We start from the raw sequence: 16,778 nt of genomic DNA on the forward strand, positions 1-16,778 counted from the left end.
TTAGCTTTGCTTTGCTCTCATCGAGATCATCCTGTTTCTGCCCGAGACTTGAGGGCTTGGTTCATCGCTTCAAACCCTTGGCGAACCGTTGTATCCAAACTCTTAGACAGTAGCGGTAAGAGCAACCCCGAGAAGCGCTCACTGTGGGTTAGCCGCACCCGGTGCTCTCCTAGGGTTTCCAATTGGAAGCGATGTTCTCCATCAAATAATCCCGGCAGAATGAAATGGCCCAGCCAGCCAAACTCACGTTCAGGTAGAACTGCCACAACTGTGGGTTTGAATGCCATCCTCTGCCCCCCTGGTGGTTGAATTTGCACTTGCAACTGGGATCCCTCCCTTGCCTGGCCCTCAATCGAGCGAATAAACGGGTTCCACTGCTCGTAGGCAGAAAAGTCCATCAAAATCTGCCACACCTTTTGCACAGAGGCATTGATGTCAATGCTGGTGGAGATCTCTTTCATGACACCTTGCTGAACAGGAACACTGCTCTGTACAGTCTAGAGACTGCCTGTGGGTGAGATGTGGCGATTCTCTACCTTTCCTGATCCGGTTGGCAGGACTAGCCACAGTGTGAAAATGAAGGCCATGCTGGGGAGAAATAGCCGATCCTGAAGCTGGGCAAGATTTAAGTTCAAAGAACTCCCTAGCCATTCTCTGCGGCCAAAAACATCTGGGCTCGCCAAAAACAGGTAATGGATTTACTATCCAGATCTATGCCAAAACGGGCGATCTCTGTTAGCTCGGCAGGGGAAAATTCTACTACTGTAATATCTTCATCCTCATCTTTGTCGGGGGGGGAGTCCAGCACTTCCAGGTCTCGCGCCAAATAGGCGTACATGATCTCATCGGAGTAGCCAGGACACAGATAAAACTGCCCCAAAGAATCCCAGCGATGGGCACGCAACCCTGTTTCTTCTTCGAGCTCCCGCCGAATCGTTGCATCGGGATGTTCGCCCGGTTCGAGGGTGCCTGCCGGAAACTCATAAATGTAGGAGGCAACCGCAAAGCGATATTGACGGATACAGACAAATTTCCCCGCCGCCGTCATCGGTACCACCACTGCCCCACCGGGATGGATGAGGTATTCTCGCTCCCCCTCTTTGCCATTGGGAAAGCGCATCCTCTGGCTGACAAAGGTGTATTTGTAGCCTTGGAAGCGCAGACGCTCACGAATAACCTGCGAGGGATTTGACATGGCAAGAGTCCAGGAGAGTGGGGCCGCACCCAGCTTAATCGCTTCTGGTGTGGGGGAGAGCTCCGACCGCAGCCGCTAGCTCTGTTGTTGTGGGATCCCTGGATTGGGATAGAGTCAGGAGACGGTGTTGCACAAGATGCTGAGGGTTATGATTCATCCGCCCCTGAAGGACTTTCTGGCCCTGACAGAACAAGGCAATTTCATCCCGGTATACCAGGAATGGGTGGCGGATCTGGAAACCCCTGTTTCCGCCTGGTATCGGGTCTGTGCTGGTCAGCCCTACAATTTTTTGCTGGAATCGGTGGAGGGAGGGGATCAAATTGCCCGCTACAGCTTTTTGGGGTGTGACCCCCTCTGGACCCTAGAAGTGCGTGGGGATCAAGCGCTACAAGTTCATCGGAATGGCCAGCAAGAACAGCACCAAGGGGATCCCTTCGATATTTTGGCCCAGTGCTTGCAGCCCTATCAGCCGGTGCATTTGCCCGAGTTGCCCAGTAGCATTGGGGGTTTGTTCGGCTACTGGGGCTATGAACTGATCCATTGGATCGAGCCAAAAGTGCCGATCTACCCGGCCCAAACAGGGGATCCGCCGGATGCCATTTTCATGCAGGTGGATAGCATTCTCCTGTTTGACCAGGTGAAGCGCAAAATTTGGGTGGTGGCCTTTGCCGATACCCGCCAACACTCTGCCGAGCAAGCCTACGAACAAGCCTGCCAACGGGTGGAACGGCTGGTACAACAATTAAGCGCCCCGGTTTCCACCGCCAACCTCAGCCTCAATTGGAAACCGCAACTTCCCACTGGTATCCCCCCCAGTAACATGAGCTCGCAGGCCTATCAACAGGCCGTCCAACAAGCGAAAGACCATATCCGGGCTGGGGATATTTTTCAGGTGGTGCTCTCGCAGCGGTTTACCACTTCTTTCTACGGGGATCCCTTTCATCTCTATCGCTCTCTGCGCCTGATCAACCCTTCCCCCTACATGGCCTTTATGCAGTTCGGGGATCTGTACCTGATCGGCTCTAGCCCGGAGGTGATGGTGAAGCTGAGTCAGGTTGGCGGGGAACCCATAGCCACCGTGCGACCGATTGCCGGCACCCGCCCACGGGGGGGCACGCCAGCGGAGGATCGGGAGCTGGAGCAAGATCTGCTGGCGGATCCCAAAGAACGGGCCGAACATGTGATGCTGGTGGATCTGGGCCGTAATGATCTGGGACGCGTGTGCAAGCTGGGATCCGTACAGGTGGATGACCTGATGCAGATCGAACGCTACAGCCATGTCATGCACATCGTTAGCAACGTCGTCGGGCAACTGGATCCCAAACACAGTGCCTGGGATCTCTTGCGAGCCACGTTTCCTGCCGGAACGGTTACGGGTGCTCCGAAAATCCGCGCCATGCAGATTATCCATGAGCTGGAGGGATCCCGACGGGGGCCCTATTCTGGTGCCTATGGGTACTATGATTTTTCTGGCCAACTGAACACGGCGATTACGATCCGTACCCTAATGATGCAAAACGGCCAGGTAACACTCCAAGTTGGGGCAGGCATTGTCGCTGATTCGGATCCCGAGCAAGAATATCAGGAATGCTTAAACAAAGCCCGGGGCATGTTAATGGCGTTGGCCAGCCTACAGGAGTGACGAGGGAAATGCTAGCCCAGTTGCAGTTCAGCCCTGAGGAAAAAGCGGCCCAGACTCCACAACCGACAACTGTGGAGCAGGCTTTTCAATTGTTTGCCTCTGAGGGATATCTTCTGTTGCAAGAGGTATTTGAGCCGGAAGCTATTGATATCCTGCACGGGGCGTTTCTGGAAACCTACAGCCAGTACTGCGCCAGTGCCACCCACGCCGATGCTTTGTTGGTAGGTAATAGACGGGTGATGGTGACCGTCCGCTTAGAGCCACCTTTTAACGATCCCCTCTTTTACGCCCACCCCTTGCTCTTGCCCATCCTGAAGCGAATTTTGGGGCCGGAGCTGCTCTTAAGTGGGTTCGGGGCAGTGGTTTCTTTGCCGGGATCCGCCGATCAACAGGTGCACCGGGATTTGTCTCATCTGTTTGGGGATGAGATGTTGGATGCGCTTATCCCCTGCTATGCCCTCAATTTACTCATTCCTTTGGTGGATGTGAACGAAGAAAATGGCATGACCCGCCTTTGGCCAGGTAGCCATGCGGTCTATGATGCTCATTACACAGAACTGGCCAAGCAGATGCTCTATGTGGATCCGCCGATAGCCAAGGGATCCTGTCTCATTTTCGATTACCGCCTCATTCACCTGGGTCGAGCCAATCGTTCTGCCGCCCCACGCCCTCTGCTCTATAACACCTACAGCCGCGCTTGGTTTCGGGATCCCGTCAATTACAACCAACAATCTCCTCTCGTGATCCCCACTGCCGAACGAGAACGGATCCCTGCTGAGCACCAACGCCTGTTTCTCGCTGCTGAGATTCTGTAAACTACCCGACGCTGACCCTAGCGGGTACAGATCGGGCTTTTCAGTAGCCCTCCACTGAAGATACTCTTGAACAGGCCAACATCTGCCCAAGGCGATGGTGCAACTGTTCCACCTCCCGCCACAGTTCTTGGGGATGCACAACCTGCCAGGGAAAACCCATCTCCAACATCACACAGGTAAACCAACGCAGGCAGTGTACCGAACCTCGCAGACGGATCCCGGCCTCTTCTGTTTCTTGCAAATCTCCCAAGGTGTAGGGCAAGCGCTGCCTGATCTCTTCCAGGGATCCCTGAATGAGCACTTCCACCTCGTACTGGCCCGTCACCTGGGCCAAGCTCTGTTCTAAAAACCGCAGTGCATTGAAGTTTTGGGGTTGGGTAAAGGTACTACTCAGAAGTTGACAAGACTGCACCCGATCCAAACGAAAACTGCGTAAATCCTGCCGCAGATGACAATAGCCCACCGCATACCAACGGCGACTGTGCAGCACCAACCCATAGGGATCCAATACCCGCTCCGTCAGCCTAGGGCTAGCGATGGGATCCCGAGCGGGGGTTTTGTACCTGAGCTGCACCTGCTGTCCGCGGTGAATGGCAAGACTAAGCTGAGCGATCACCCTTTGATCCACCGCCCCCACTTGCGGGGTTGAGCCGGAGATCATCAGGGCCATCTGCAGGGCTTCCGCTCGTTCCCGTAGATCGGGAGGCATGACCCGCAGCAGCTTGGCCAGGGATCCCTCGACCATTCGTTCCGCGCTATCCACCCCCGCCTGCTTGGCCAGGAGCAGGCCCAACATCAGCACGATCGCCTCATCGTTGGAAAACATTAGCGGTGGCAGTTTATACCCTGGGCGCAGGCGGTAGGCCCCATAACGGCCTCTTTCCCCTTCCACCGGGATCCCGAGCTCCTGGAGTTGCTCGATGTAGCGGCGGATGGTGCGTCGATCCACTTCTAGGCGTTCTGCCAATTCCGGCCCGCCGATCTGGGCTTGCGATTGCAGCAGTTCCAATAGGGTTAAGACGCGACTGGTGGGGTGATACATGACCTCAAGCCACGGGGCGGTTTTCTGATGCTTGGTGACAGACTCCCGCGCTATGCCTACGGCAGGCTACGCCAACATTGCTGACGCATAGAGTACGGGCTTCTCAGTGACTCCTGCTATCACATTCTCCTTTAGAGACGCTTTGTGAACGAACGTTACCTGAGCTTGACTGACGGAATGCCCTACCGCCAGATACTCGATATTAATTGCTGCATTAGGGTCGCGGTCAATCGTTAGCTTTGATGGAATCCCATCGACACTCTTGGGGAGTCCATGTATCCCGACGCTGACTCTACCCTTTGGGAAGCAAGCTACAGGTACAGTGCGGGGCTTATAGCTCCCTCAACCCCCCATTAGCTAAGCCCCACAGGGATCCCTATTCCCCCTTCTCGTTAGCGATCCCCAGCGATCCCAGCCCTTGACCCAGGGGTTGAAATGCTGGACGATAGGTAGCAATCACAGTCTTAACCTTCTCTACAGATTTACTGAGAGTGACTGGATGGGGAGGTTGAGGTTTATCCGTTCGTCTGAGGATCCCTGGCTGATATGGGTTATCTCGCGTTGGTACTCCATGCTCACCTGCCGTTTGTGCGCCACCCCGAGCAAGATTTTGTGCTGGAAGAGGAGTGGCTCTACGAAGCCATCACGGAGACCTACGTCCCCCTGCTGCATATGTTTGAGGGGCTACAGCGAGATGGGATCGATTTTCGCTTCACCATGTCCTTGACGCCGCCTTTGGTGTCGATGCTGCGGGATCCCTTGCTGCAGGAGCGCTACGACGAATACTTGACCAAGCTGGAAGAATTGGCCCAACTGGAATACGACAAAAACGTTACCAATGGTCACATTCGCTATCTGGCGGAGAACTACGTCAAGGAGTTTTCTAGAGTCCGGGATTTGTGGGAACGCTACGATCGGGACTTGGTCAAGGCGTTTAAGGGCTTTCAAGACAGCGGCAACCTGGAGATCATCACCTGTGGGGCTACCCACGGCTACCTGCCTTTGATGCAAATGTATCCCCAGGCGGTATGGTCGCAGTTGCTCACCGCTTGTGAACACTACAACGAACATTTTGGTCAGTGGCCGCGAGGCATTTGGCTGCCGGAATGTGCCTACTACCAGGGCCTAGAGCGGATGATCGCTGATGTGGGCCTGCGCTACATGATCACCGATGGCCACGGCATTCTCTATGCCAAACCCCGGCCCCGTCATGGCATTTACGCCCCCATTTTTACCGAGACAGGAGTTGCGGTTTTCGGGCGCGATCACGAATCCTCTCAGCAGGTATGGTCGGCGGAAGTGGGCTACCCCGGGGATCCCGTCTACCGCGAGTTTTACAAAGATCTGGGCTATGAGGCCGACTATGAGTACATCAAGCCCTACATCATGCCCAATGGCCAACGGAAAAATACGGGCATCAAGTACCACCGCATCACCGGACGCAACCTCGATTTAGGCCAAAAGCAACTGTACGACCCCTACTGGGCGCGGGAAAAAGCGGCAGAGCATGCAGGCAACTTCATGTTCAATCGCCAACGACAGATTGAGCACCTCTACGGGGTGATGGGCCGTCCGCCGCTGGTGGTTGCCCCCTACGATGCCGAACTGTTCGGCCATTGGTGGTACGAAGGGCCTTGGTTCATCGACTACCTGATTCGCAAGAGCTATTTCGACCAATCCACCTACCGCATGACCCATCTGGCGGAATATCTGCGGGAAAACCCAACCCAACAGGTGTGTAAACCGGCTCAATCCAGTTGGGGGGCGCGCGGGTTTCACGAGTATTGGCTCAACCCAACCAATGCCTGGATCTACCCCCATTTGCATAAGGCAACGGAGCGGATGATCGAGTTAAGCTACCGCGAACCTGCTGATGATCTGGAGTGGCGGGCGTTGAATCAGGCAGCCCGAGAACTGCTTTTGGCACAGTCTTCCGATTGGGCTTTCATTATGCGCACGGGTACGATGGTGCCTTACGCGGTACGCCGTACCAAATCTCATCTGCTGCGCTTTAACCACCTCTACGAAAAAATTAAAGAAGGCCAGTTTCGGCGGGAGAAGGCCAGGCCAGAAGAGGAAGAATGGCTTTCTAAGGTGGAGTACATGGACAATATTTTCCCGAATATTAACTACCGCACCTACCGACCGTTGTAGGAGTAGAAGCGGGATCCCTATCAGGCGGAAACTAGGGATCCCAATATCCGTTGGTGGCGAGTTGGACAGCGCGGGACTGATAGCTCCCCGAACCCCTTAAAAGTTAGCTGGGTTGATGGATCCCGGCCCATAGACTCTACAGTTTTGTGCCACATTCGGTGCAGAACTTGTGCAGGGTAGGATTTTTGGTGCCACAGTTGGGGCAGTAGATCAACTCCGCCGCCTGCTCCAATTGCCGTTTATCCGGGATCCCAATCATCTGATGGTTGGCTTTGCCGGAGGGCACCATTGGATAGCAGTTTTCATCCCGCTTGACAACAAAATCCGCCAGCACCGGCCCCTCATGCTTGAGGATCTCCTGAACGGCATCCTCCAGTTGATCGGGGTGATCGACGCGGATCCCTTTTACCCCAAAAGCCTCCGCCAACTTGACAAAATCCGGCATACCGGGGGCCATATCGGAGTGGGAATAGCGCTCCCCATGAAAGGCTTGCTGCCACTGGCGCACCATCCCCTGCCAGCCGTTGTTGATGATGGCAACTTTGGTGGCAATCCCATACTGGGCAACCGTGCCTAGCTCCTGCAGATTCATCTGGAAGCTGGCATCGCCGCTAATGCAGATCACCTCATGCTCCGGCAGCGCCACTTTGGCCCCCATCGCTGCCGGGAACCCATAGCCCATGGTGCCTAGCCCGGAACTGGAAATCCACTGGCGCGGCCCGTTGCGCAGGAACTGGGCCGCCCACATTTGGTGCTGACCGACATCGGTGGTGTAGTAGGCGTGAGGTGCATGACGACGGAAGGCATCGATCACCTGTTGGGGGGCAATCACCCCTTCGTAACTGGGCACTTGCAGGGGGTAATCCCGTTTCCATCGCTCCACCCGATCCAACCAAGCTTGGGTAAGGCCAGGGGTAGAGGGCATTTTGCTCAGTTGGGCCAGCATCTCCACCAAAACGGTGCGTACATCCCCCACAATCGGCACATCTGGTCCACGATTTTTGCCCACCTCGGCTGGGTCAATATCGATGTGGATCACCTTGGCGTGCTTGGCAAACTCGTCTAGCTTACCCGTCACCCGGTCATCGAAACGGGCCCCCACGGCAATCAGCAGGTCACACTCGGTCACGGCAAAGTTGGCATAGGCGGTGCCGTGCATGCCCAACATCCCCACCGACAGAGGATCGTTCTCGTCAAAGGCCCCTTTGCCCATCAGGGTGGTGGTGACCGGGATCCGATAGGTCTGGGCCAACTCGGCAATTTCCGCGTGAGCACCGGAGATGATCGCCCCGCCCCCCACGTAGAGCAGGGGCTGTTTAGCCTGCAGAATCAGCTTGGCGGCAGCATGAATTTGCCGGGGGTTGCCCCGCACGGTGGGCTTGTAGCCGGGGATATTGATCTCGCTGACGGGTTGATAGTCAAACTCTTCAAGGCCCACATCCTTGGGAATATCCACCAACACTGGCCCCGGTCGCCCCGTACCGGCGATGTGAAAGGCTTCCGCCACAACCCGGGACATCTCGCGCGGATCCCGTACCACGTAGGAGTGCTTGACAATGGGCAGGGTAATGCCAAAAATATCGGTCTCTTGAAAGCCATCAGTGCCGATTAAATGGCGGGGCACCTGACCCGTGATCACCACCATGCCCACCGAATCCATCATGGCGTTGGCAATACCCGTGACCAGGTTGGTAGCCCCCGGCCCAGAGGTTGCAAAACACACCCCAACTTTGCCGGTGGCACGGGCATACCCATCGGCAGCGTGGACAGCCCCTTGTTCGTGGCGTACTAGATAGTGCTTGAGGAGCCCTTGCGACTCAGCTTTGTACAGCTCGTCGTAGATGGGCAGGATCGCCCCACCGGGATAGCCAAAAATGTGCTGCACCCCATGCCGATGCAGGCTATCCACCAACGCATATCCACCAGTCGCCACGATGTCTTCTCCCCGCTGAGATGACCGAATGCCAAAAACGCTCCCCCAGGGGAGCCAGCACGGACAAGGTACTGGCCGAAAATGGGCCAACTTTGTATTTGATTCTACAGTCTAGCAGCGGTTTGCTCCGAAGTTGAGACTTTCACGGTCGGGATCCCAGCTATCCATTCTCCGTAGTGTTGCACACAATTTTCTGGGGTTTAACCGGCTTAGATAAGGCTGCGGGCTTAGGCTCGTCCTCCACGGAGGCTTGCAAATTTTTTGCCAGAGAGGTCTTGCTTATGGGTTATCTGCAGTTTGGGGTCTTTATTCCCATCGCCAACAACGGCTGGATCATCTCTGTCAATTCACCCCAGTATATGCCCACCTTTGAGCTAAACAAGCAGATCACCCTGCTGGCGGAGCAGTACGGTTTCGAGTTTGTCCTCTCCATGATCAAGTGGCGGGGCTTTAAGGGGGAAACCCAGTTTTGGGATCATGCCCTGGAGTCTTTTACCTTGATGGCGGGCTTGGCGGCGGTGACAGAAAAGATCCATCTCTACGCGTCGGTGGCCCTGCCCACTCTTCACCCTGCCGTGGCCGCTCGCATGTGCGTAACCTTGGACGATATCAGTCATGGGCGGTTTGGCCTGAATATCGTGACTGGCTGGAACAAGTTGGAATATGCGCAAATGGGCCTGTGGCCAGGGGATGAATACTACAGCTATCGCTACGACTACGCCACCGAGTATGTGCGGGTGATGAAGCTGCTCTGGGAGCAGGGGCGCGTCACCTATCAGGGTAAGTATTTTCAGTTGGAAGATTGCCTTTGTCAGCCTCGGCCCTCCCGAGAGATTCCGATTGTTTGTGCGGGACACTCAGAGCGGGGCATGCGCTTTACGGCGGAAATGGGTAACCACAATTTCATCTTGGCTCCCTTTGAAGAAGCAGCTCGCATCAGTGATCGGTTGAAGGAGTTTGGCCAACAGGTGGGGCGCCAGGTGGGTACCTATGCTTTGTTTACGGTGGTGATGGGAGAAACCGATGCAGAAGCCCAAGCCACTGCCGAGCACTACATGGAAGGGGGAGACATCGAAGCCTTGCTGGGTTGGAAAGGGGCGGCCAATACCGATCCGGTGGGGGTGAATGTGAAACGCTATCAGGCGGAAGCGTTTATGGGGATCCCTACTATCATTGGCTCCTATGAAACCGTGGCCCAAGAGCTGGATCGCATTGCCAGCCAAACCAGCATCGACGGGATCCTCTTCACCTTCCCGGATTTCATCGCCGATGTGCAGCGGTTTGGGGAACGGGTGATACCTTTGGTCAATTGCCGCCAAGTATTGCAACCGGCTTATATCTAAAGATTAGTTGGATCAGAAGATTAGATCGTAATCGGGGCATCCACATAAATGGTGGGATCCTGAATTTCAAAGACAATCCCGTATTCCTTCAGCTTTTGGGTGATGGTTTCGTTGGCTAAATCCAGCAGTTGTCGGCGTAAATCCATCGAAACTTCTCCGGATCCCAGAATGAAAAAGGTCAGTTGAGCCTGACTACGAGCGGGCTGGGATCCCTGGGCTGCCAGCTCCCGGAAGGTAAGGTCGGTATTGCGAGAATCAATGCCAAAAATATCGCGGGTGCTTTCTAAAATCACCTGCCGAATCAGGGCTTTTTCTTCCTCGGGCAAGAGGCGCTGAAAGGTCAGATAAATCAGCGACATCACCTTCTTTGCCCCGGTGAAGTTCTCGATACTCACCTGTGTGAGGGCGCTATTGGGCACAATCACCAATGTGCCTTTTCCCGAGGTGCGAATGCGGGTCGAGCGCAAGCCAATCGACTCCACACGACCAAAGGTGCCATCCGGCAGACCAATGTAGTCATCCACCACAAAAGGCCGATCCACATAGATAACAATGCCCCCCAGCAGTTGCTCCAGGGTTTTTTGGGCCGCAAAAGCCACCGCCAACCCCCCAATGCCCAAGCTGGCAAACAGGCCTACCACATTGATCTGATGGCTTTGGGCAAAGAGCAATAGCGCCAAAAAGCCGATCGCCAGATTGGCACTGATCCGCCCGACGATCAGCAATTCACTATTGACCTTGCGCCCCCCCTTGAGGGCCGTATCCCGCAGATAAACATCGGCAAAGCCTTTCACCAACCGGGTCAACAGCCAAGCCAGAGCTATTGTCAGGGCCAGGCTCACCCCCAGCTCCGTCAGGTGCAACCACAAGCCCCGCGGCAACACCAGCAAGGCCACTTCTGCCAGCAGCAGCGTCACCACCAACCCGATCAATCCCGCGTAGGGATCCACCGTGCGCTCGTACACTTCCGCCACATCCGGGCTGGCCCATCGCTTCACCGTCGGCTTCAGCCATTTCGGGATCCAACGGCCCAATCCGAAGGCCAGCATCCCCACCAGGGTGATCACCCCCACCTGGGCCCACCCTCGGCTCATCTCCAGCCCTTGCAACCACTCCATAGGCAAACTCCGTCCAGGTGGCTTACCGCCTCAACCTGCCAGTTCCTAGCGGATTCAACGGATTCAATTCAATTGTTCATCTCCCGTTCCAACTTGGCCATCGAGATTTGGCTTTCAACGCGGGAAATGCCCTCCCGAAGGGTTACCACTTGCGCTTCCACTTCATCCAGAGATTTGCGTACCGCTTCAGCCGCACTCATGTGTTGATTCCGCTGTACCAAAGCATCTCGGGCCAGGCTGTCGTTGTGGTGTTGGGTGGCCTGCTCCGCCCGGACATACCAATCCTCTGCCTTTTGCAAAATCTCGTCGTACTGCCGTTCCAGTTGTTTGCGGCTGGCCAGGGTCGTGGTCAAGCTGCGCTGTAACTGTTTGAGATCCCGCTCCATTTGCCGGATGCTCACTTTCTTCTGGCTGGGCTTTTTCCAGAGCAACTTGCTCAGACCCACCATCACCACCACTGTGGCGATGCCCACACCCGCAGCCGCCGTCGGGTTTTCGCGGATGAAGGAGCCATTCAAAACATTCGCCCCGGCAAAGGCAGAGGTTTGCATCCCCGCCTCCCGAAACTCCCAGGGCATTACCGGGTTGCGTTGCTGCCAAAATCCCAGCCGAGCTGTCTGTGCCCCCTCTTGGGCTTCCAAATAGCGCTGACGATTGGCCCCGTGCAAAAAGCGCTCATAAACCACCGCATGTCCCTGGCGCAACATCTCCAAATTCACCAGGCCGTCGGAGTTGTAGACCTGGGCGATGTGCAGTCCCTCGGGGGTGACATAGAGGGTATCCACCTGCACCAGGGATCCCGTCGGGATAATGTTTTGTAAAGCCTCCTGAGACAGCCGCCCCCACCGCCCCTGGGTCAGCTCCGGCGCATCCACGTAGGAGAGTCGAAACCGGGTAGGCCTGCCGTTCAGATCCGCCCAAAAGGTATCTCCATCCACCACTGAGCGTACTCGCGCTGTACCCGAAGATTGCGCCTGTGCCGCCACCGGAAGGGCAAACCCAGCGCCTGCAAGGGCAGCCACAGTCACCAGGGAAGAAGTTCTTGAGGTCATGGGGGTCACTCCTATCGTGCAGATCAAGAACAAAAATTAAGAAATAAAAAGTCCGGGAACTTCGGGAACCCAAGGCAAACCCAGAGCGTCACAGAAGCTTGCAGTAGAGCCTAACCACAAGCCCCTCTCACAAAGGTATTGGGACTAACATTTTTCTGTGTCAAAAAAGTAAACTTTCTTGACAAAAAGGGTACGGCTCTTAACGAGTCGGCTCATGGGCTTAGCATGATTTGGGTTAGAGCTTAGCTCACATCGTTTGCCAACGTCACAACCCTAAGGCGCAATTTTCACCAATGCACTGTAGATGCATTTATTAAGCACAAACTTATAGGCGCAAAAGGTAAGGCTCCTCGTCCGGGAACTCTGGCAGGGGTGGGGCCAAGATCTCAATCTCGCCAGTAGGCAAGATCTGCAGGACGGTACCCAACTGGGCCAGTTGTTCTAGGACAAAAATGCGAGTATCCCGGTCGGTGGTGGAGTTGAACACGCTCATCCAAGCATCAAACCGGGCTCGACGACTGAGGGGGCTACGGGCGATGTTGTCCCCCAATTGGCGAAAATCATCCCCTGGCAAGCCCACCTGTTCCCGCCAAGCGGCAGCTTGGTAGTAGTCGTCTCGGCCTGCTTCCGCATCGCCCAAGAAGAGAAAGTTCAGCAAGGCTCGATCCACGTAAAGTCGCCATGCGTCAGGGTTGGTCTCGGGCGTAAATTGCTGAATGCCGCGATCTAGAATTTCAATCGCTTGCTGCGGTTGTCCGGCCCGGTAGGCCAAGACCAGGCTGGACAGCCGATAGCCCAAGAAAAAATTGGGATCCAGCCGGGTCATATGGTCGAAGTAGTCGTAGGCCAAGCCATAGCCGGTCAGGGTGCGCCCGGGGCCATCCCCGTAGTACTGGATCAGCTCCAGCCATAGCCAAGAGGCTCCCAAGTTGCGGTAGCCCAGCCATCCCAAAGCATTGGCCAGGGCGATGTTGCGATCTTTGCGGGCTTCGGCATTTTCCAATTCCCCCAGGTTGATCCGCTCCAACATGGGCAACTGCATCTGTACCAGGATGCCACCACAGATCAGCAGCCCCAAAACGGCGGGCAAGGTGCTCTTCAGGGAGAAGCGGAGGTGGCGACGGGACAGTGAAGCGGTGGTCATAGGTGGCTATCAGGGGATCCGAACAATTTCTTGAGGCAGTTTCACCCTGTAGGACAATCAGGGATCCTGAATAAGACCGCGGCGGCTACACTCATCTTAAATTCTGCTCTACCCCCCCTTCATGGCCAGTAGCACCCTTTCTGCCTCGGAACGGGCTCTCACCCTTTACGAAGCACTGCCCTACCCCAATGTTCCCCTCTCGCAAACGGCCCGCAATGCCCTGCCAGAGATGTTCAAAATGAGCTACACCACGGCTCAGTACGTGCGTACCCATGCAGTGATCGAGCCAGAAGGCAAGGTTTTGTTGAATGCGGGCTGTGGCTCCGGTTGGGAGACTTTGATGATGGCGGAGGCCAATCCTGGGGCCAAAATTGTTGCTTTTGATCTGTCACCAGCCTCCGTCAAGCTCACCGAAGAACGGCTGCGCTATCACGGCTTCACAGATATCGAGTTTTATGTGCTCAATCTGCTGGAACTGGATCGCCTCGGGATCCAGTTCGATTTCATTAGTTTGAATGATGTGTTGTATTTGCTCGAGGATCCCACCGATGGTCTGCGGGCGATGAAAAGTGTCTTAAAGCCGGAGGGCATCATCCGCGCCAATCTCCACCATCGCTACCAACGGCAGGTGTACTTCCGCATGCAAGAAGCCTTTCAAATGGTAGGACAATTTGATGTTGCTCCAGCCACAGGGGCGAAACATGTACGGGAGTTCATGGGATCCCTGCACGAGGAGATTGCCAAAGGAGTGCTCTGGAATCCCGCCAACTACACCGAGGATCCCGCCATAATGAACAACTACCTGCTATCCAACGACAAAGGCTTTACGATCCCTGACTTGTTTCACATGTTGCGGCAGGCCGAGCTAGGCTTTTTGGGCTTAGTGGATATGCCCGATTGGTCGGTGGAGTCTTTGTTTAAAGAAGTGCCGGAGTTTGTGCGGCGCAAACTGGAAGACCTAAGCCCCATGGAGCGCCTACACCTGTACGAGCTGATCTGCCCTGCCCATCGCCTCATCGACTTTTGGGTGGATCACGCCGGATCCTCTTTGGTGTTTCCCTGGAGCGAGGCCGATTGGTTGGAGGGATCCGTACAATTCAACCCCATTTTGCTAGACAGCTCTCGCTTTCATCAGGAATACAACAAAGCCTTGAAAGACAACCAGCCCTATGAAATGCAATGGACAGGTGCTACCCACGGCAAGTTGAGCATTCCGCCTGACAAACTGAAGTGGCTAGCTCCATTGCTGCAAGGGCTAACCCCAGTTCGGGAATTGATTCAAGGGGGCATTGGGTTGGGATCCCTGGATGAGGAAAAAGCAACCGATCAGGTGCTGGCCTACCTGACGGCTTTGGAAGACTTTCTTTTTGTGATGTTGCAACCTAGCCTGTAAGGGAACCAAACTGCTCACAGTCTCGGGTTGGTTTGGCTCTAATGGCGCTTAGCAGGGATCCTATGGGTCAGTGTGGAGATCCGCCTGGGATCCGACCCCAATGTTGGGCGATGATGGAGAAGGAGGGGGATAATTTTCCCTACAGGCGATATCGGGGGCTAGGGCTATGGGTCGTTCCTACCAACAATCGGAAGTGGAAGAGATTTTGACCCGGGCGATGGCTCTGCATGCTCAACGCTCAGAAACCTTTTCCCACCAGCAAATCTTGGAAATGGCAACAGAATTGGGGATCCCTGCGGCAGATCTGGAAGCCGCCATGCAAGATTGGGAAAAAGACCGCCCGGCTAACACCTCTTCAGCTCCTGGAAAAACAGAATCCTCCGACAAAGCCAAGCCTGTGGGGGATCCCTTCTGGCGCAAAGCTGCTCCTCCCGCCGTGATTGTGGGTGGACTGCTAGTGATGGGCCCAATCAGCCTGTTAGCCACAATTCCCATTGCCCATCATCTGAACAAACGCAACAAAGCCCAGCAACATCCGCAACCTTCCAGTTAATCGACCTGTTGAGCTGCAGATGGGCCGGATCATCGAGTGTAGAAGGTTTCAAGACTGTTACGATCCCCCACAAAACGCCAGTGCCAAGGCTCGTAGCTCACCCCCTGCGGGTTTCCACGCGGGAAAGACAGCTCAAAGCCAAAACGGGCAGCATTGCTCTCTAACCATCGGAAGGCGGGAGTGGTTTCAAATCCTTCTTCCGTATCGAATTGTGGAAACCCTGCATCACCAATATCGATGGCATAGCCAGTGTGGTGCTCACTGTAGCCGGGGGGAGCGCTGACAGCAGCCCGTTCTTCCGGTCGCAAGGCGCGGGACTGGGCCAGTTGAAAAAACAAGAATTCTTGATCCGCAATCGAGCGAAACCCCGAAATCGGGACAAGACGGATCCCGGCGGCTTGAGCGGCTTCATTCATACGCCGATAACTTTCAGCCGCCGCCTGGCGCAAGCGGATCTCGCGGCCATGGTAACTCCCCACCGCCTGCAGACTGTCCAGTGGGGCTTCCGAAAAGGCAAAATGCCCCAATACAGACACTCGACCATCCTGAAGGGTTGGCGGTGGCAAAGAAAAAGACGACTGGCTGGATTCTTCCACCGCTACAGGAGCTGCTACCTCGGGGGAATCTGATAAACCCAACAGCCCCCAATCGACCCAGAACAGGAGCCCAAGCAAGATTAAACCTAGTCCTAGGCTCAGCCATAACCGCGATGAAATCACCAGACCTTGTTTTCTCCCCACCCGAGTGGGTTGGCGACGCGCGACCGGAATGTCGTCGTTCATGTGCAAAGGCAGAGAATCCAGCTAGGAGAACTCAAGGGATGCAGCCCTATTTACAATCCCAAATCCGCCAAAATATCGCGGGCATGGGTTTCGGTATTGATGTTTTGGTAAACCTTAGCAATTTTGCCTTCGCCATCGATCACATAGGTAACCCGCTTGGAATAGCCGCCCCCATCCACATCGTAGGCACGGGTGATTACCCCACTGCTATCCACCAATAGCGGAAAAGGCAGGTTGTACTTCTCGGTGAACTTTTGGTGCGAGGCTTGATCATCCATGCTCACTCCCAAAACCACTACATCTTTGCCCTGATAATCGGCATAGGCATCGCGGAATCCACAGGCTTCTTTGGTACAACCGGGGGTATCGTCTTTGGGGTAGAAATAAAGGATGACGGTTTTACCCGCCAAACTGGCCAGAGAAACCTGATTGCCTTGGGTATCGGTGGTGTTGAACCCAGGTGCAGCAGTGCCAACGGTGAGAGCCATAGAGGAAGTTACCTTGAAAGGCGCAATGGATAGACAGTACCCCTAGGGGCCTGCCCTCAGCATTCTCTTCAGCCATACTTGCCTCTGTCAAGCCATTGCCAAGCTAGCCAGGGATCCCACTCTT

The 16,778-nt window shown here is 55.2% G+C and carries 15 protein-coding genes; 6 read left to right on the forward strand and 9 right to left on the reverse strand.

Translation table 11 applies throughout. The annotated features are described in order from the left end of the window. Positions 1 to 26: 26 nt before the first annotated feature. Together L1047_RS12690 and L1047_RS12695 are read right to left on the reverse strand one after the other, a co-directional pair. Entirely contained in the window at positions 27 to 461 is a 435-nt protein-coding gene (locus L1047_RS12690) for an SRPBCC domain-containing protein (protein ID WP_235279330.1), read from the reverse strand. 182 nt (positions 462 to 643) lie between these two features. Beyond that, positions 644 to 1,195 (reverse strand): NUDIX hydrolase, encoded by a 552-nt coding sequence (locus tag L1047_RS12695; protein ID WP_235279331.1) that lies wholly within the window; start codon positions 1,193 to 1,195, stop codon positions 644 to 646. 148 nt (positions 1,196 to 1,343) lie between these two features. On the opposite strand from L1047_RS12695, the gene trpE reads away from it, so the two are divergent. Both trpE and L1047_RS12705 read left to right on the forward strand, forming a co-directional pair. Further along, complete coding sequence (trpE, locus tag L1047_RS12700; RefSeq protein WP_235279332.1) at positions 1,344 to 2,837, forward strand: anthranilate synthase component I; 1,494 nt, start codon at positions 1,344 to 1,346, stop codon at positions 2,835 to 2,837. 8 nt (positions 2,838 to 2,845) lie between these two features. Then, on the forward strand, positions 2,846 to 3,652 hold the full coding sequence (locus tag L1047_RS12705; RefSeq protein WP_235279333.1) for a phytanoyl-CoA dioxygenase family protein: 807 nt from the start codon (positions 2,846 to 2,848) through the stop codon (positions 3,650 to 3,652). 40 nt (positions 3,653 to 3,692) lie between these two features. Here L1047_RS12705 and L1047_RS12710 read toward each other — a convergent pair whose 3' ends face one another. Further along, complete coding sequence (locus L1047_RS12710) at positions 3,693 to 4,694, reverse strand: helix-turn-helix transcriptional regulator (protein ID WP_235279334.1); 1,002 nt, start codon at positions 4,692 to 4,694, stop codon at positions 3,693 to 3,695. A gap of 546 nt (positions 4,695 to 5,240) precedes the next feature. Here L1047_RS12710 and L1047_RS12715 point away from each other — a divergent pair. Continuing rightward, the gene (locus tag L1047_RS12715) at positions 5,241 to 6,848 is read left to right on the forward strand and encodes a glycoside hydrolase family 57 protein (RefSeq protein WP_235279335.1); all 1,608 of its coding nucleotides are present in this window, start codon (positions 5,241 to 5,243) and stop codon (positions 6,846 to 6,848) included. A 136-nt stretch (positions 6,849 to 6,984) separates the two neighbouring features. Here the strand turns inward: L1047_RS12715 and ilvB are convergent, their stop codons facing one another. Further along, the gene (gene ilvB / locus L1047_RS12720) at positions 6,985 to 8,811 is read right to left on the reverse strand and encodes a biosynthetic-type acetolactate synthase large subunit (RefSeq protein WP_328286081.1); all 1,827 of its coding nucleotides are present in this window, start codon (positions 8,809 to 8,811) and stop codon (positions 6,985 to 6,987) included. Between the two features lie 251 nt (positions 8,812 to 9,062). Between ilvB and L1047_RS12725 the strand changes: the two genes are divergently transcribed. Then, entirely contained in the window at positions 9,063 to 10,124 is a 1,062-nt protein-coding gene (locus L1047_RS12725; RefSeq protein ID WP_235279337.1) for an LLM class flavin-dependent oxidoreductase, read from the forward strand. 20 nt (positions 10,125 to 10,144) lie between these two features. Here the strand turns inward: L1047_RS12725 and L1047_RS12730 are convergent, their stop codons facing one another. From L1047_RS12730 to L1047_RS12740, 3 genes are all read right to left on the reverse strand, one after another. Then, positions 10,145 to 11,242 (reverse strand): mechanosensitive ion channel family protein, encoded by a 1,098-nt coding sequence (locus L1047_RS12730; protein ID WP_235279338.1) that lies wholly within the window; start codon positions 11,240 to 11,242, stop codon positions 10,145 to 10,147. 68 nt (positions 11,243 to 11,310) lie between these two features. After that, positions 11,311 to 12,294 (reverse strand): PspA/IM30 family protein, encoded by a 984-nt coding sequence (locus tag L1047_RS12735; protein ID WP_235279339.1) that lies wholly within the window; start codon positions 12,292 to 12,294, stop codon positions 11,311 to 11,313. A gap of 325 nt (positions 12,295 to 12,619) precedes the next feature. After that, a complete protein-coding gene (locus L1047_RS12740) occupies positions 12,620 to 13,438 on the reverse strand; it encodes a hypothetical protein (protein WP_235279340.1) in 819 nt (272 codons plus the stop codon). 121 nt (positions 13,439 to 13,559) lie between these two features. Here L1047_RS12740 and L1047_RS12745 point away from each other — a divergent pair, with 121 nt between their 5' ends. Together L1047_RS12745 and L1047_RS12750 are read left to right on the forward strand one after the other, a co-directional pair. Next, a complete protein-coding gene (locus L1047_RS12745) occupies positions 13,560 to 14,831 on the forward strand; it encodes a class I SAM-dependent methyltransferase (RefSeq protein ID WP_235279341.1) in 1,272 nt (423 codons plus the stop codon). A gap of 166 nt (positions 14,832 to 14,997) precedes the next feature. Then, the gene (locus L1047_RS12750; RefSeq protein ID WP_235279342.1) at positions 14,998 to 15,384 is read left to right on the forward strand and encodes a hypothetical protein; all 387 of its coding nucleotides are present in this window, start codon (positions 14,998 to 15,000) and stop codon (positions 15,382 to 15,384) included. Between the two features lie 29 nt (positions 15,385 to 15,413). On the opposite strand, the gene L1047_RS12755 is transcribed toward L1047_RS12750, so the two are convergent. Next, a complete protein-coding gene (locus tag L1047_RS12755; RefSeq protein ID WP_235279679.1) occupies positions 15,414 to 16,166 on the reverse strand; it encodes a M15 family metallopeptidase in 753 nt (250 codons plus the stop codon). Positions 16,167 to 16,216: 50 nt separating this feature from the next. Then, the gene (locus tag L1047_RS12760; protein WP_235279343.1) at positions 16,217 to 16,654 is read right to left on the reverse strand and encodes a peroxiredoxin; all 438 of its coding nucleotides are present in this window, start codon (positions 16,652 to 16,654) and stop codon (positions 16,217 to 16,219) included. Positions 16,655 to 16,778: the final 124 nt, after the last annotated feature.

Origin of the sequence: Synechococcus sp. Nb3U1 (assembly GCF_021533835.1) — a bacterium.
GTDB lineage: Bacteria > Cyanobacteriota > Cyanobacteriia > Thermostichales > Thermostichaceae > Thermostichus.

Coding starts and splice junctions, on each gene's coding strand:
- L1047_RS12740 (WP_235279340.1), bottom strand. CDS start 13,438: ATGACCACCGCTTCACTGTCCCGTCGCCACCTCCGCTTCTCCCTGAAG.
- L1047_RS12690 (WP_235279330.1), bottom strand. CDS start 461: ATGAAAGAGATCTCCACCAGCATTGACATCAATGCCTCTGTGCAAAAG.
- L1047_RS12730 (WP_235279338.1), bottom strand. CDS start 11,242: ATGGAGTGGTTGCAAGGGCTGGAGATGAGCCGAGGGTGGGCCCAGGTG.
- L1047_RS12745 (WP_235279341.1), top strand. CDS start 13,560: ATGGCCAGTAGCACCCTTTCTGCCTCGGAACGGGCTCTCACCCTTTAC.
- trpE (WP_235279332.1), top strand. CDS start 1,344: ATGATTCATCCGCCCCTGAAGGACTTTCTGGCCCTGACAGAACAAGGC.
- L1047_RS12760 (WP_235279343.1), bottom strand. CDS start 16,654: ATGGCTCTCACCGTTGGCACTGCTGCACCTGGGTTCAACACCACCGAT.
- L1047_RS12735 (WP_235279339.1), bottom strand. CDS start 12,294: ATGACCTCAAGAACTTCTTCCCTGGTGACTGTGGCTGCCCTTGCAGGC.
- L1047_RS12755 (WP_235279679.1), bottom strand. CDS start 16,166: ATGAACGACGACATTCCGGTCGCGCGTCGCCAACCCACTCGGGTGGGG.
- L1047_RS12725 (WP_235279337.1), top strand. CDS start 9,063: ATGGGTTATCTGCAGTTTGGGGTCTTTATTCCCATCGCCAACAACGGC.
- L1047_RS12710 (WP_235279334.1), bottom strand. CDS start 4,694: ATGTATCACCCCACCAGTCGCGTCTTAACCCTATTGGAACTGCTGCAA.
- L1047_RS12705 (WP_235279333.1), top strand. CDS start 2,846: ATGCTAGCCCAGTTGCAGTTCAGCCCTGAGGAAAAAGCGGCCCAGACT.
- L1047_RS12715 (WP_235279335.1), top strand. CDS start 5,241: ATGGGTTATCTCGCGTTGGTACTCCATGCTCACCTGCCGTTTGTGCGC.
- L1047_RS12695 (WP_235279331.1), bottom strand. CDS start 1,195: ATGTCAAATCCCTCGCAGGTTATTCGTGAGCGTCTGCGCTTCCAAGGC.
- L1047_RS12750 (WP_235279342.1), top strand. CDS start 14,998: ATGGGTCGTTCCTACCAACAATCGGAAGTGGAAGAGATTTTGACCCGG.